The sequence below is a fragment of the Paenibacillus sp. R14(2021) genome (genome assembly GCF_019431355.1).
Lineage (GTDB): Bacteria > Bacillota > Bacilli > Paenibacillales > Paenibacillaceae > Paenibacillus_Z.
Map to the genome: position 1 here is coordinate 1,286,958 of NZ_CP080269.1, position 15,048 is coordinate 1,302,005.

General features: G+C 54.7%; 16 protein-coding genes. 3 read left to right on the top strand and 13 right to left on the bottom strand.

What is annotated here, in order from left to right:
* Positions 1-24: 24 nt before the first annotated feature.
* Positions 25-858 carry a 3'-5' exonuclease gene (locus KXU80_RS06235; protein ID WP_219837377.1) on the top strand — a complete coding sequence of 278 codons (834 nt, stop codon included), beginning with the start codon at positions 25-27 and terminating at the stop codon, positions 856-858.
* A gap of 90 nt (positions 859-948) precedes the next feature.
* Here the strand turns inward: KXU80_RS06235 and KXU80_RS06240 are convergent, their stop codons facing one another.
* From KXU80_RS06240 to abc-f, 4 genes are all read right to left on the bottom strand, one after another.
* Positions 949-1,137 (bottom strand): GNAT family N-acetyltransferase, encoded by a 189-nt coding sequence (locus KXU80_RS06240; protein WP_219837378.1) that lies wholly within the window; start codon positions 1,135-1,137, stop codon positions 949-951.
* Positions 1,138-1,144: 7 nt separating this feature from the next.
* Positions 1,145-2,332, bottom strand: a complete 1,188-nt coding sequence (locus KXU80_RS06245) for a chromate transporter (RefSeq protein ID WP_219837379.1) — start codon at positions 2,330-2,332, stop codon at positions 1,145-1,147.
* A gap of 43 nt (positions 2,333-2,375) precedes the next feature.
* The gene (locus KXU80_RS06250; RefSeq protein ID WP_219837380.1) at positions 2,376-3,095 is read right to left on the bottom strand and encodes a hypothetical protein; all 720 of its coding nucleotides are present in this window, start codon (positions 3,093-3,095) and stop codon (positions 2,376-2,378) included.
* 255 nt (positions 3,096-3,350) lie between these two features.
* Positions 3,351-5,156, bottom strand: coding sequence for a ribosomal protection-like ABC-F family protein (gene abc-f, locus KXU80_RS06255; RefSeq protein ID WP_219837381.1), 1,806 nt, complete (start codon positions 5,154-5,156; stop codon positions 3,351-3,353).
* Between the two features lie 535 nt (positions 5,157-5,691).
* Between abc-f and KXU80_RS06260 the strand changes: the two genes are divergently transcribed.
* Entirely contained in the window at positions 5,692-5,883 is a 192-nt protein-coding gene (locus KXU80_RS06260) for a hypothetical protein (RefSeq protein WP_219837382.1), read from the top strand.
* Here the strand turns inward: KXU80_RS06260 and KXU80_RS06265 are convergent.
* The 3 genes from KXU80_RS06265 to KXU80_RS06275 all read right to left on the bottom strand — a co-directional run bounded on the left by KXU80_RS06265 (position 5,880) and on the right by KXU80_RS06275 (position 6,728).
* Positions 5,880-6,059: a hypothetical protein gene (locus tag KXU80_RS06265; protein ID WP_219837383.1), complete on the bottom strand. Its 180-nt coding sequence runs from the start codon at positions 6,057-6,059 to the stop codon at positions 5,880-5,882. The genes KXU80_RS06260 and KXU80_RS06265 overlap by 4 nt on opposite strands.
* Before the next feature lie 148 nt (positions 6,060-6,207).
* Positions 6,208-6,483, bottom strand: a complete 276-nt coding sequence (locus tag KXU80_RS06270) for a YqkE family protein (RefSeq protein WP_219837384.1) — start codon at positions 6,481-6,483, stop codon at positions 6,208-6,210.
* 68 nt (positions 6,484-6,551) lie between these two features.
* Positions 6,552-6,728, bottom strand: a complete 177-nt coding sequence (locus KXU80_RS06275) for a hypothetical protein (protein WP_219837385.1) — start codon at positions 6,726-6,728, stop codon at positions 6,552-6,554.
* 227 nt (positions 6,729-6,955) lie between these two features.
* Between KXU80_RS06275 and KXU80_RS06280 the strand changes: the two genes are divergently transcribed.
* Positions 6,956-7,987: an NADH:flavin oxidoreductase/NADH oxidase gene (locus tag KXU80_RS06280; protein ID WP_219837386.1), complete on the top strand. Its 1,032-nt coding sequence runs from the start codon at positions 6,956-6,958 to the stop codon at positions 7,985-7,987.
* 225 nt (positions 7,988-8,212) lie between these two features.
* Here KXU80_RS06280 and KXU80_RS06285 read toward each other — a convergent pair whose 3' ends face one another.
* Genes KXU80_RS06285 through KXU80_RS06310 form a run of 6 tightly spaced genes read right to left on the bottom strand, consistent with a single transcriptional unit; the run spans position 8,213 to position 15,044 of the window.
* Positions 8,213-9,622 carry a sulfatase family protein gene (locus tag KXU80_RS06285; RefSeq protein ID WP_219837387.1) on the bottom strand — a complete coding sequence of 470 codons (1,410 nt, stop codon included), beginning with the start codon at positions 9,620-9,622 and terminating at the stop codon, positions 8,213-8,215.
* A 16-nt stretch (positions 9,623-9,638) separates the two neighbouring features.
* Positions 9,639-10,523, bottom strand: a complete 885-nt coding sequence (locus KXU80_RS06290; protein ID WP_219837388.1) for an AraC family transcriptional regulator — start codon at positions 10,521-10,523, stop codon at positions 9,639-9,641.
* 47 nt (positions 10,524-10,570) lie between these two features.
* Positions 10,571-12,001 (bottom strand): sulfatase family protein, encoded by a 1,431-nt coding sequence (locus KXU80_RS06295; protein WP_219837389.1) that lies wholly within the window; start codon positions 11,999-12,001, stop codon positions 10,571-10,573.
* Between the two features lies 1 nt (position 12,002).
* Positions 12,003-12,563: an adenylyl-sulfate kinase gene (gene cysC / locus KXU80_RS06300; protein ID WP_219837390.1), complete on the bottom strand. Its 561-nt coding sequence runs from the start codon at positions 12,561-12,563 to the stop codon at positions 12,003-12,005.
* Positions 12,564-12,595: 32 nt separating this feature from the next.
* A complete protein-coding gene (locus KXU80_RS06305) occupies positions 12,596-13,594 on the bottom strand; it encodes a Gfo/Idh/MocA family protein (RefSeq protein WP_219837391.1) in 999 nt (332 codons plus the stop codon).
* The gene (locus KXU80_RS06310) at positions 13,587-15,044 is read right to left on the bottom strand and encodes a sulfatase family protein (protein ID WP_219837392.1); all 1,458 of its coding nucleotides are present in this window, start codon (positions 15,042-15,044) and stop codon (positions 13,587-13,589) included. Before KXU80_RS06310 ends, KXU80_RS06305 begins: the two co-directional genes overlap by 8 nt.
* Between the last annotated feature and the right edge of the window lie 4 nt (positions 15,045-15,048).

Consider the following 15,048-nt stretch of genomic DNA (forward strand, 5'->3'; position numbering starts at 1 on the left):
ACATCAGCAGTGGAGGTTTCTCAATTGGACTATATTATATTAGATATCGAATTTAACGGTCGGAAATTCGCCAGCGATTTGCCGATGGAAGTCATTGAAATCGGAGCCGTTAGACTGGATGCGTCACTGAAGCCTGTCAACCAATTTACGGCGCTCGTCAAGCCGGTTTATTTTGCGAAGCTGAATGATTTCATTCAGAAGAAAACCGGCATTCCCCAAGAGGGCATCGATGCCGCGGATGGATTCCCGAAGGTGATCCGCGCATTTATGGACTGGCTGGGGCCGCATGAGGAGCTCCTGGTCGTCACTTGGGGCGGCGAGGACATGAAACGGATCGTGTTCGACACGCGGATGCATGGCATGGACGATGCCTATTGGCTCGCAATCCAATATTATGATTTGCTGAAAGGCTATATCCGGTACAAGGGCGTGACGAATGACGTTAGCGTCGAGACTGCGCTTACGGAGCTCGGGCTTGGAGGAGAGGATAATCAAGCTCACCGGGCACTGGAAGACGCACGAATGACATCAGACATCTTTCGCGCCGTATTCGGCAGCTTGGACTTCGAACGCATCCAGCAATTCAAGGATGTCTATTCCAATTCCAAGGAGCGCAAGCTGGTCAAGAATGCGATTCGCATCCTAGCCGCCCAGAAGGTGAAGGCGACATGGCCGCTGATCGTAGAGCATGTGCTGACAGGCAAAATCGCCACCGACGACCCGCGCAAAATGGCTGAGCTCGAGGAAGTATTTGTGGCTGAAATGGCCAAACCGCAGCGCAAGGTCCGCCCTGCCGCCGAACCGCCTGCAGCAAAGCCGTCCGATGCAGAGCCGTCTCCAACCGAGCCTTCTGCTTAATAATCGGACGAACACTTATCCCCTGCATCATGTAAATACTGCAATTAAACAGGACCGCAGCCAATTGGCTGCGGTCCTGCTTCTATCGGACTATAGCTTCAGAAAATAGGATTGAAACTCCTCATCCAAGCAGTACCCATTCCGTTCGTACAGCCGCTGCGCCTGAAGATTGTCCCTCGCCGTGGAAAGCGCAATGCCCTTGGCGCTAGTAAGCTGACCAAACTTCTTCACCGCATCTAGAAGCAGTTGGCCGGCTCCTGCTCTGCGATGTGAATCCACCCCCCTCCTAAATCCATAGCAGCAGCATGCCGCCAAGCGCTCCGGCACCGGCAGCCGCCCACGGCGGAACCTTCCACACGACCAGCATGATAAACAAGACCGCCGCCAGCGCAAAATCCTTCGGCGCATGTACGGCGCTGACCCAGATCGGGTTATAGAGCGCGGCCAGAAGCAGACCAACGACGGCAGCATTGACGCCTTTCATAATGCCCTGGATGCCGGCTCTTCCGCGAAGCTCGTTCCAGAACGGCAGCGCACCTGCAATAAGCAGGAAGGCCGGGAGGAAGATGGCAGCAGTCGCCGTTATCGCACCTGGTAGTCCCTCTGAGATCATGCCGAGATAAGAGGCAAATGTAAACAGCGGGCCGGGAACAGCCTGTGCTGCTCCATATCCAGCCAAAAAGTCCGTTTGGCTGACCCAATTGGACTGAACGACTTCATGCTGCAGCAGCGGCAGCACGACATGACCTCCGCCGAAGACGAGCGAGCCTGTCCGGTAGAAGCTGTCGAACAGATCGAAGAGATGGGCATCCACCACGCCGCGCAGCAGCGGCAGCACGATCAGCAGCAGCACGAACAGAGATATCAGAAGCACGCCAGCCTTCCGATTCAGCTTGATGCCAGGCGATGGCTCAGCGGCTGCAGGCTGGTCTCGATAGCGCAGCCAGCCGGCTAAGCCAGAGACAGCGATCAACACGATCTGGCTAACCGGACTCTGCCAGAGCAGAGCCGTACCAGCCGTTAGAACTGCTATCGTCGCAAGCGTCTTCGTATGGGCGAGCTTCTGCCCCATCATTAGGACCGCCTGCGCTACGATCGCAACGGCCGTGAGCTTCAAACCATGGATCCAGGCCGAATCACCCATATCTCTGCCATGCATCAAGAGAGCGAATAAGATTAATAGAATGGCAGAAGGCAGCGTGAAGCCAAGCCATGCCGCGATGGCACCGGGAATCCCGGCGCGCATCATGCCGATTCCCATACCCGCCTGACTGCTTGCCGGACCAGGGAGGAATTGGCATAATGCCACGAGATCGCCATAGCTCTGCTCCGAAATCCATTTTCTTTTCACCACATATTCGTTATGGAAATAACCCAAATGCGCCGCGGGTCCCCCAAACGAAGTGAGTCCCAAATACGCGGAAACCATGCCGATTTCCAAACAAGCATATAAACGGGCGGTCAACTGATTCATGACTAGCAGATGCTCCTTGGATTATTGCGACGTATACCTATCGCTACATCATGCCTCTTGCCGAGAAGCTTAGTTCACGGACGACATGATCCCAGATCTTGTCGATGATGAGCACCAGATTGGGTCCTCGCTCAGGATGGACGTAAGGCTGTTCCTTGCGAAAATAATGCTGATGTCCGCCAAGCGTCAAAATCGGAAGGATATGGTTCGGAGCATATTTTACACGATTCCAGTAGGGGATGCCATACCTGCTTTGACTGAAGCCGCCCCAGCTCCCCAGCCGCGTAATAAAATCAGCGCATTCGCCATTCTCGGTCACTGCCACCATATAGTGCACCTTATCCGCATCGTCCTTATGAATCGGCATTTTCGGCGAACCCACTTGTACGACGCGCCAGTCCGGAATGACGCCCTCTCTGCTAAGCATAACAGCCGCTCGGTAGGCCGCAACGCCTCCTCCGCTGTGGCCGATAAACAGGACGGGCCTGCCTGCCGACAGCTGACGAACCTGCTCCGCGACCGACTTCGCGCCGGACTGCACCGCTCTGCGGAATCGGGATAGATCCTTTCGCACGCGCAGGAGCTGACGGTAGAAATTTTGCGTGTGATCGCCGTAGGGGAACAATTCCCGGATACGGATCATTTTGCCTGATTCAGAATAACGTCGATTCAATTCTTTCATGCACTCCGCAAAAATCGTTCTTTTCGAGCCCACGCCGGCCAATAAGTAAATATCCCAATCCAAGGTAACATCTAATTGCATCCTGTAGTCACCACCCTGTTGTACCGCCGGACGATTCCTTTCCGGCTTGCTAGCCATTAGTATGCAGCGGTGAATGCGGTGCCATTCACCGCGCAAACGGTTACTTCAGTATATTCCGAAACTATTTATGGCGTTTCTGTATTTTGCTCATAACGAGAATTACGGCGAACGACTCGGAGCCTCTTTACGTCATCCGTCTGCGTCACAGCACAAAGCAGGGTTGCAGCGCTTCATCCACTTGATTCACCATTTGAATTAAGGCTGCAGAAGCTGTTTCTTCCTGGCAGCCTGCTGCTTGAATGCCTCGTCGAGCTCCGCATACTGGTTATCCGTCGGCTTCAGCTTGCTGAGCTCGCCAAGTAAATACGTCATCTGATTCATCACAATCAGCAGCTCTTCTTCCCGCTGCTGCTGCTCCAGCAGGTTGCGGCGCTTCTCTGACGCATCGTCCATCTGACGCGTCTTTCCAGCACTATTCGCCGCTTCCCCCCTTGCCCGTTCTCGATAATCCTTATATCCGCTTTCCAACCGCCGGATACTTCCTTCCTCGATAACAAGCAGCTTCGTGCAAATGCTATCGATTAAATAACGGTCATGCGAAACAATGATGAGCGTGCCGTTGTATGCTTGCAGCGTTTGCTCCAGCTGCTCCCGGCTGGCCAAATCCAGATGGTTGGTCGGCTCATCGAGGATAAGCAAGTCCTGCTCCCGCATCATCAGCTGCGCCAGCTTGATCCGCGTTCGTTCGCCCAGGCTAAGCTGACGAACCGGCTTCATCAGCATAGCTGCGTGAAAGCCCATATGGGCGAGCATCGTTCGGGCTTTGCCGATATCGCTGCGGATCTCGTGCGCCTCTTGCAGCAGCTCCAGTACCGTTAATCCTTCATCCAAATCGGAAACATCCTGCGTGAGATATGCCGCCTTGACGGTCGGACTCATCCATAGCTGCCCGCTATCCACGTCCTGCTGGGCCAGCAGCATGCCGATCAGCGTTGTTTTGCCGGAGCCGTTCGGGCCGATAAGTCCCACCTTCTCGCCTCGACGCAGGTAGAATGAGCTGTCAGCGATAAGCTGCCGATCGCCGAACGACTTACTGATGCGGGATGCCTCCACAATGCGCCTCCCGCGTTTGCCCGCGTTTTCCCACCCGAAGGATATCTTCGATTCTTCCTTGGGCTTCTCTACGCCTTCAATCTCAATCTTCTCTAAACGATGAATGCGGGACTTGATTTGTTTGTCCATGCTCTTGGCCTTGCTGCGATAAAATTCCTTGACGCCCGCGCGCATTTCGGCCATCTTCCCTTTCTTGCCTGCTTCACGATGCGCCTTCTCCGACCAATTCTTCAAGCGTGCGATCTCCGCCTCGATCTTCTGCTCATATTTCTGCTGTTCCTCGTATTGGTGCTGCTGGCTCAAATAGCGGCGCTCCTTCTCTGCCCGGTAGAACGCATAGTTACCGGGGAAAGCCGTGGAGACGCCGTCCTGCAATTCAATGATGCGGTCTACGGTCTCATCCAGGAAATAGCGGTCATGCGAGATTAGAATTGTCGTGCCGCCGAACGACTTCAGTTCATCGACCAGCCAGTCGACGCCCTGAAAATCAAGATGGTTGGTCGGTTCGTCGAGCAGCAGAATGTTGGGCTCAGACGTCCAAATATGTGCCAGCGCAAGCTTCGTTTTCTCTCCGCCGCTTAATCCGGACAGCCGGCTGTCATCCCATTCCTTCACCCTTCGCAAGCCGAGATGGCTGGTAACTTCAAGAAAGTCTCCATTGTCGGGCCTGCCTGATTCTCCTTCGAGCATGCTGCTGAAGGTATGGACCGTATAGGAAGTCGATTGGAGCAAATAGCCGATGCGCATTCCTTCCATATGACGGATCAGCTGCCCTGCATCCGGCAGGAGCGAACCGAATATCAAATTCGCTAGCGTGCTTTTGCCGGCACCGTTCATGCCGACGAGTCCGATTCGTTCCCTTGCTCCAATATCCGCGCTTACCTGCTTCAGCACCTCGGTGTCGCCAAAGCTCTTTCTTAAATTTCGAATCGTTAATAAGGTTGTCAAGACCATCACACTCCATCGTTAAATTCAACAACTGACCGGGGTGATGATGTTCGAATGACGATGCAGAGAAGCGCAAAGCGCAAGGGCGCATCGGAATGACAAAAAAACCGCAGACATGTGCCTGCGGTTTACGACGTTGCGAAAATGGATCCACGTTGAATAGAGCTGTCTGCACGCAAACAACAGCCGCCTGTTAAGACGGTGCAGGTTATCGTCGTTACAAACCCGAATTTGGGCATGGAACAGTTGCAGTCATCTCCATTAGACATACGGGGCCAATTCCGCTTTGCGTAAAAGCAAAGCATCTCTGATCGTCATTATTCGAAAATCATGATCGACAGGGAATTAAGTCCACATGATATCTAAATGGATACCTCCAGTAACGTGCAAGATGCCTTATTATACCACGAGGCAAGCCTGTACATGCAAGCCCCTGCTTTAAGATCGCTTCTAAAGGAAGGTGAATTAGTCCGATACTGCAGTGAAATTGAAGCTCTCAGGGCCAACGCGGGTCGTTCCGAGCGCAGAGGCTTGGATGAAGACGGAATACGCCACGCTCGCGTTATTCGGTGCATTGAAATCCGATCCGGAGAACGAGATCAGCTGTGGTCCTACAATGCCGAGGTCCAAATTCTGCGATGCGGAGAAAACGTTCAAATCACCGGACATTAGTCCGCGCGTCACAAAAATCAAAATACTGGTCGCAAGCGGCAAAAGCGGAAGCTAAACCGCTGCAACACCCGTAAATTCAACGCGAGTCAGGTCGGCTGTTGCACTGGAAAGATCCAACGTCTGCTGCGCGATCAGGTTAGGTGTATTAACGACCAAAATCGGAATCGCGATGGAGTTGGCATAGCTGGCATTTTGAGATGTTTTGGAATCTATAAATCTAGCTTCTATCATTGATCACCTCCTTTTCTAGCAGTCAATTCGGCATAACTGCATTTCGCATGGACAGGTGGAGGTGAATCTATAATTCCATTTGGATAATAATGCCAAAAAGCTCCTATTCGCTAGGTGCGAATAGGAGCTTCGGGCAAATCTGCATGATTCAGCCGTTCTTGGAACGATGGTCGATTTTGCTGTTGTTCAGCAAATATTCGAAATCGTTGTCGAGCCGTTTCTGTTCTGCCGCGCGGGCCGCTTCCTCCTGCTTGCGAAGGTCTTCCTTGCGCTTCTCTTCCGCGGATTTCAAATCTTGGGCCGTTGCCTTGAGCTTATCCAGAATATCCGGACGAAGCAGGTCCTTCAAGGTTGCGGGCTTCTCTTCTTTCGACGCTACGGGCTGCTGGGCAGCCGCTGTGCGGTGTTTATCTTTCTTCGCCATGCGATCACCTCGATTTTCTGCATCCATTATAGCAAGACACGGCGATGCATGCCACCCGGATATGGCGGCTACCCCGCGAAGTCAGAACGTTTCTCCAGCTTCATCGTCTTCCAGACTGTCAGCGATACCAACCAGGCAAGCATGAACAAGGCGACGAGCAAATAGCCAAGATTATCGAGATCCAGCTTAGCCGAATACTGGGCCTTGCAGGTGCAGCCGCTCGGACAGAACTTTTCTGCCGACACATGTGGAGCAGCCTCCATGGGTTGGCGTATTCTGTCATTGCTATCGATTTTTCTTGAATGGTTGAACACAATTAAAAAGTAAGTTAATATAATTTTAGTAGCTACCTTACTTAAAAGTAGGTGCTTGAATTAATCTTCATTACCATTAATAATATAGGCGTACATGAAAAACAAACCCGTCATAATGGCAAGGAACCAGTCGTTTAAACGATATTCGGAGGTTAAAAATGCGTCAAAAGCTATTTTCTTCGTACGACCTGAAAGGTTTGCACCTTAATAATCGCATCGTCATGGCGCCAATGTGCCAGTATTCCGTTACGGCTAAGGATGGCATACCGAATGAATGGCATTACATTCACTACCTCAGCCGCGCAGTAGGCGGAACTGGACTCATCATCATGGAAATGACCGATATTGATCCCGACGGCCGAATTACGGATTTCGACCTAGGTTTATGGTCGGATGAGCAAATTCCTGCATTTGCCAAAATTATTGACGGCGTGCACGCACATAACGGTAAAATCGGGATTCAAATTGCGCATGCGGGACGTAAAGCGGAAGACGCGGCTATCCCCGTTGCCCCGTCCGAGATCAAATTTCCGGGAGCCAATTACAAAATGCCGCGCGCGCTGACGACCGGCGAGGTGCAAAACGTCATCCAACAATTCGCCGATGCAGCCCGTCGTGCCGTAACAGCTGGCGTAGATACAATCGAGCTTCATGGTGCCCATGGATATTTGATCCATCAATTCCAATCCCCGCTTACCAATAAACGAGATGATGTATATGGTCAGGATCTTGCCCGTTTTGGCGTAGAAGTCATTCAAGCGGTCAAAAAAGAAATGCCTGCAGACATGCCGCTAATCTTCCGCATCTCCGCTGTTGAGTATGCCGATGGCGGATACGATATTGACCATGCCATCGAACTGTCCAAAGCTTATCAAGCTGCAGGCGTGGATGCGTTCCATGTCAGTTCAGGCGGTGAAGGGCCAGCTGGAGAAAGAAAGCCGGGCAACTACCCGGGCTATCAAGTACCGTTCGCGCGCAAAATCCGCGAGGCGGTACATTTACCCGTCATTGCAGTGGGTATGCTGGATGATCCGGCACTTGCAGAATCAGTCATCGGCAGTGAGGATGCAGATTTCATCGCAATTGCCCGAGGGTTGCTGCGCGATCCATATTGGGCTGCCCATGCAGCCGTTACGCTTCGGCATGAGCCGCTCAGCATTCCTGTACAATATAAGCGCGGCTATTTATAATTAGAGTGTTTCAAGCCGTTTCCCACTGATTAGGTCCCGTATAAGTAGACAATCAAATGCCCCCCTACGATAAGAAGCTGTTTCTGGCGGAGTGCCGGAGGCAGCTTCTTTCAGCTTTCGCTGCGGCCGAATCTCCATAAAAAACACCCCTTAGCATGGACATTGGAATCATTTTTTCCGATGTCCATGCTAGGGGGGGTCCATACTTCACGCTTCGCCGAGTCGTCACGCGCGCCGATCAGCTATCGCGCCGCCCAGCAATTGGCGTCTTGTCCATTCGTTATCGACTGCCGGATCTCCATCCGCCCGAAGCTGATCGTACAATCGTTTCCGCAGATCGGCCAGCAGCTCGGTATGCGCGCCATTCCCGATCAAATTCACAAGCTCAGCCGGATCTTGCCGTAGATCGTACAGCTCATCCAGATCGGTCAAATTCCAAACGTATTTCCAAGCATCGGTCCGCAGCATGCGCTGCGTAAACAAGCCGAACTGCTGGCCGTTATAGGTGGCAACGACGGAATCTCTCCACTCCAAGGGTTCAGCATTCTCAAGCAGCGGCACGAGCGAGGATCCATGGAATCGGCTAGCATCACTGGGCAGCCCCGCCAGTTCCAATAGGGTAGGGCCCAAGTCCAGCAAATTATATACGAATCGGGACGATGCAGCCCCCGTTCCCCTGCCGCCGGGCTGTCGAATCATGAACGGCACATGCACGACATCGTCGTACAGAACGTAATGCTTATCCATCATTCGGTGGGAGCCGCACATATCGCCGTGATCGGCCGTGAATATAACGACCGTATGCGCTGCCGATTTCAGCTGCCGGAGCGCGTCAAGCACGCTGCCGACGGCCTCGTCCAGCTGGCTGATCATTCCATAATATCGGGCAGCGACCGGCGCCCAATCCGCCCATTCGTAATGCTCGATGCCCCAGCTGAGCAGCTGCTGCCGCTGAATATGCGGCTTATTCGCGAAGCTTTCGCGGAAGCCGGCCCATTCCGGAATGTCTCCCGGGGCATACAAATCGGCAAACCTGCCGGAAGGCCGGCAAGGCAGGTGCGGATCGGAAAAATGCAGCGCCATATGCCACGGTTCGCCGCCTTCATTCAGTGCATGCATCGTTTCGATCGCCCGCTCCGCGAACCAGTGCGTCTGTGCATCCTCGAGCGGTACCGGACTTCGTTCGCCGAAATAGCCGTTCATATAGGTCACATTCGGATAGCGGCTCTTCCGGAAGGCTTCATAGTCGCTTTCACTGATATAGTAAGCATAGCCGAACGACGTTGGATCATGTACGGGATTCACGCCCCATTTTCCAAGGAAGGCGGATGTATAGCCATTCTCGGCAAGCTGCGCTGTCCATGTATACTGCTCCGGCTGCAAGTACCCTACCGGAAGGAACGCATTGTAGTTCCACAGCGCCCCGAACGACTCTGGACGTCGTCCATGCAGCATCGACTGCCGAGCCGGACTGCATACTGGGATGTGGGAATACGCCTCAGCGAATACGATGCTCTCGGCTGCGAGCCGGTCGAGATGGGGCGTCTGCACCGGGTATACGCCGCTGCTGCCAATGCAATCGTAGCGAAGCTGATCTGCTGTAATGAGCAGAATATTAGGCTTTCGTTCGGTCAATACCGCTCTTCTCCCTTCACCCTGTTGATCGGAACCGGCTCGGCGAGCAGCCGACATGGCGGACGAATAGCCGATTGAAGAAGGATTGATCCTCATAACCGACCATCGTCGCCACGACGATGACCTTCTCGTCCGTTTCCAGCAGCAAATGCTTGGCGCGCTCGATCCTGACCTGATGCAGCGCGTCGAAGACGCTGCAACTGTATTCCTCCCGCATAAGCCGGTTCAGCTGCCGCATGCTGGCATTAAACAGCATCGACAATGATTGCAGCGTAATCTTCTTCTCGTAATTCCGCTCCAAGTACCCGTAGATCCGTTTGGCGGTCATTTCCCGATCCAGCTGCCTGGGCGAAGGATGCGACCGATGCTGCTGCATCAGCGTGTAGAAGCGGGAGAGCAGAACGAGCAGCTCGATCAGCTGCAGCCGGATCAGCGTCGTATGGCCGATAGAGCGGGCATTGATCTCGCGAATCATATTCTCCAGAAGCGCAAGCACCTGCGCCGCATCCTGGCCATGCAAATTGAGGTGATGGTTGAAACGGATCTCATGCGTCAGGAAGGGATGGACGTAGAAATAATCCATGGAATTCGTAATTTCAAGCTCCGTTAGCAGCGCGTCGGGAATGAAGGAAGGCATGAACAAGCAGTTGACGATTTCCATCTGCTCGCCCCTCAGCGCTTCGTAAGCATGCGTTTCCCCGGGGTTAATGATGAACACATCGCCCGCCTGCACTTCGTAACGGGAACCCCGGAAGAGATGCAGACCCCTGCCGCGTACGACATAGACGAGCTCGACGAATTCATGGCCATGCTCGCTGACGTCGCCCTGCACGGTCCGCGTAATCCAGAACGGGAATTCGACCTTCATAAACCGGTTACTGCTCAAAATATCTTCTTTCATGGACGACCACCCCTGTGCCATTCTCTCCATACCGCATGCAGCTGGTCTTACTTCACGCCATGCTGTTCCTTCGCAGTTGCCTGATCGAATACGTTCCGGTCCGGGTTACGCCTCCACCCTTCCCATGTCAGACCGACAGCGGATAAAATTTGCTCGATCCGTCTGCGGAACGGCAACCCGCGCAGCTCCAGCTGTTCCTGCATGGGATCGGGCCGGTCTACGAGCTTTGCCGACACGTAATCGTTCAGCTGCCGCTCCATTGCATCCGCGAGCGCGGGCTCCCTCTCGGCCAAATTATCCGTCTCCGCCGGGTCGTTCCACAAATCATACAGCTCCCGCGGCGGCCTCGTAAACGGACCGGAATCGTAAGTTCGAATGAATTTGTAACGGTCGCTGCGTATACCGCGGGCGGCCTGCCAAGCGCATTCGCTCAAGTAAATCATATCGTGCGTCCCATTGTCGTCCCCTTCAATGACTGGCCACAGGCTTCGGCCGTCAAGGCCCTGCGGCTCTGCCAGTTGTCCGCCTGCGATGCCCATCGGAGCCTCCCGCCGCACGGCCTCCAGCAGCGTTGGCAGCAGATCGGCCTGCTGCACGAGTCCCGGCACCCTGCGCCCGGCGGGAATCCTTCCCGGCCAGCGCATAATAATCGGCACATGGACGGTCGGCTCATATAAGCCGCAGTGGTCCCAATAGATGTCATGCTCCGTTAAGCTTTCGCCGTGATCGCCGAACAGAACCAGCATCGTTTCCTCTTGGATACCTAGCTTCGCTAAATGATCGTCCAGTTCCTTCAAGCAGTCGTCCAAATAACGAATCTCCGCGTCATACAGCGCGTCGTAATAATCCGTGTCCGTCACTTTGCCCACCAAGTCATAATGATGATGCTTGAAGAACGGATACGCCGAGTGATTGTAAGCGGGCTCCATACTGGCATTTGCCGGATCGAACGGGTCCTTCGCCGAATCGTAAAATTCTGGGATGTACGCTTCCGGCGGCAAATACGGCGTATGCGCGTCCCAATAATGCAGGAACAGGAAGAACGATTCGTCCTTATGCTGCTCGATCCACGGCATGGCGAGGTCGTTGACTTTACGTCCGTCGATCCAGCGATTGCCGCCGACGCTGTTGATGTAGTAATTGTAGCCGCGAGCGAACCATTCCTTCAGCTGATAGAGATTATCGACCGCGCCGGTCGTGAAGCCGGCGCAGCGCAGCAGATGCGGCAGCCATTCCACCGATTTGGGCAGCTCCGTCAGGTCAGAGCCATGCGAGATGACACCCGTGGACAGGCCGATTCGGCCCGTAAAGACGCCCGTATGCGCGACCTCAGTCGGAATATCCGCCGCATAGGCGCGCTCGAAGAGCACGCCGGAACGCGCGATTTCGTCCATGTGCGGGCTGGTGCGTTTGCCGTAGCCGTAGCTGCTCAGCCTGGAAGCCCGAAGGGTGTCAAGCGAGACGAGGATGATTTTCAACCTAGACCACGTCCTTCCCGGGCCGTCCGTGCGGACGAACCCCCTTCTGGTCCAGGTAGGCCATGAGGGCCGCCACGTTCTCGTCGAGCGAAGCGCTGGATGTACACAGTGTTACGGAAGGCTGCTCCGGCTCCTCGTAAGGATCCGATATTCCCGTGAAATGGGCGATTTCGCCGGAACGAGCCTTAGCATAAAGCCCTTTTACATCCCGCATTTCGCAAACATGAAGCGGGCATTTCACGTATACCTCGATATAGCCCGGTATCTGCTCTTTCGCATACGCCCTCATCGCGCGGTAGGGGCTGATCGCCGACACCAGCACGTCAATTCCATTGCGCGAGAGCAGATTGGCCACGTAGGCGATCCGCCTCACGTTCTCGAAACGGTCCTCCATGCTGAAGCCCAGACCCTTGCTTAGAATGGCTCTAAGCTCGTCGCCGTCCAGCAGCTCCACCTGCCGGCCGCGTTCGCGAAGCTTCTGCTCGGCGGCCCTCGCCGTCGTTGTCTTCCCGGCGCCGGACAAGCCCGTGAACCAAATGACCGAGCCATAGCTGTTGTTCATGTCGTTTCTCCTCCGTATCTCCTGCAGCATCCCTATGAAGGGACTGTAACCGGAGTGCCTCCGTGCTGCTGTGACTGTATGGCTGCCTCGATGACTTCCTGGGCTGCAAGCGCGTCTGCGCCAGAAGCGGTAATATGTGCGGGCTTCACGCCCGCCCTGAGCTCTTCGATGAAACAATCGATCCGCTGCTCGAACGTATCGTCGAAGCCCTTCATGCCGCCGAATAGCGGATTGCGAACCACGGTCAATTCATCGGAATGATGTGGATAATAGGTCATGCTCTCGTAAACGTTATCCACGACGAGCCTGCCTTCATGCCCGGCAACCTCGCAATATTCGATGGGATGCCGCATGGACATGTCGTAACTGCCGGTCAGATGGCCGACCGCGCCCGAGGCGAACTCCATATTCACCGAAACCGTCGACCAGGACTGACGGCCCGGCGCCTTCGTCATGAACGACTGCACGCGTCTGATATCCCCGGCAAAATAACGCATGACATCGATAGAGTGCGGATGCAGCGCACGCATATGCAGCCATTCCGTATCCTCCTGCGGATTCCGGATCGTCAGCCGCATGTTGAGGAAGAGGAGCGAGCCGAGCCTGCCGGCATCGACAAGCTCCCGCGCTTTGCGCGCCGCAGGCGTGAACCGGTGGTTCAAATTGCAGGCGAGCACGACATCCTTCGACTTCGCGTAAGCAACCATATGCCGCGCTTCTTCGATGCTGTTGGAAATCGGCTTCTCCACGAACACGGCTTTGCCGGCTTCCATCGCGATCATGGCAGGCTCGAAGTGATGACTGCCCTTCTCGACGCCGGCCGTCGCGATAACGACGGCATCGATGGACTCGGCTGCAAGCAGCTCACGCAGGTCCGTATAAGCGGGGACGCCGTGCAGCAAACCGGCTGCTTCCGCTCGCTCTGCCATGAGATCACATACGGCGGCAAGCTCAGCGGCCGGATGACGCTTATAGGCTTGGCAGTGGATTTTGCCGATATGGTTAACGCCGACAACCGCGACTCTAATCATTGTTTGCCGTCTCTTTTTCTTTTTCTATATTTATTTCATCATCTATCTGCGCTTCCTTCGCCTTGTCCTTGGCTTGAAGCGAACGCGCATTGATGATAGAGCCGATATAAAGCGATTCGTAAGCATCCTCGGACGAGGTAAACTGCCTGTTCTGCCCATGCCAATTCGTGTTCGTGTAGATCGGATTCGTGCGGTCCACTTCGCTCTCGCGCTCGGCGATATAGGCAAGCATACGCTGCTGGAGGAATGCGACGACCTCCGGCTCCTGCTCGGCGACGTTGACGTTCTCGCCCGGATCCCGGATGAGATTGTACAGCTCGATCTCCGGCTTGCCGTGGAAATCCGGCTCCAGCGCGCAGATCAGCTTCCACTCCGGCGTCCGCCAGCCGTGCTTGCGCATCCAGGTACATTCCGTAATATACAGCTCGCTTAAGCTGCTGTCCGGCTTGGCATCTCCATGTATGAGCGCCGTCAAGTTCCGTCCGTCATACGCGATGCCTGTTTCGATATCGAGCAGATCCAGCACGGTCGGCATAATGTCGGAGATGACGCTGACGTTCTCGATCCGTTTGCCAGCTGGAACGCGGCCCGGAAATTTCAAGATCAGCGGCACGACCAAGGTGCAGTCATAGAGACCATGGTGGTCGAAGAAGCAGTCATGCTCATAGAGCGTCTCGCCATGATCGGACGTAATGACGATCAGCGTCTCCTCTTCAATGCCCATATCGGCCAGCTTCGTGAACAACGACTGCATGCATACGTCCATGTAAGCGATCGAACCGTCATACTGCGCGGATACGTATTCATGATCCGTCACGCCTTCGGGAATCCACGATTTCAAGTAATCAGCGAACGGCTTGAAGCCGTAGACCGGCTCCATCGACGTGTTCGCCGGGTCCTTCTCGTCCTTGCCGTAGAAAATCCGCTCGAACGGCTCCGGCGGCAGGTAAGGGGAATGCGGATCCATATGACGCAGAAACAAGAAGAACGGCTTATCCTCCGCCGCAAGCCGCTCCAGCTCAGGAATCGCGACGCGGTTCAGGTTCTCCGCCTTCGGCGCCTTCCCGCTCTCTTGGTCCGGCTGCCACGATTCGTAGTTCAAGTAGGTTTGGAAGCCGCGGGCTGAGGGATTGCCCGTAAAGCCCACGCAGGTCGTGTTATAGCCGTTCTCTTCCAGCACCTCGGCAAGCGTCTTCACATGTGCGCCGAGCGGGCCTTGATGGCGCAGCGCGACCACATCCGTGCCGAACACGTCCATGCCGGTAAGCATGGATGCATAAGCCGGCGTCGTCGGAATGCTGGGGCTGAAGTGCTGCTCGAACAGCACGCCTTCGGAAGCGAGTTTATCGATAAACGGCGTCGTCATCTTGCTGTAGCCGTAGCCGCTCATATGGTCGCGGCGCAGGCTGTCAATGCCAAACAGAATCAGGTTCGGTTTCTTGGCGGACATGGTC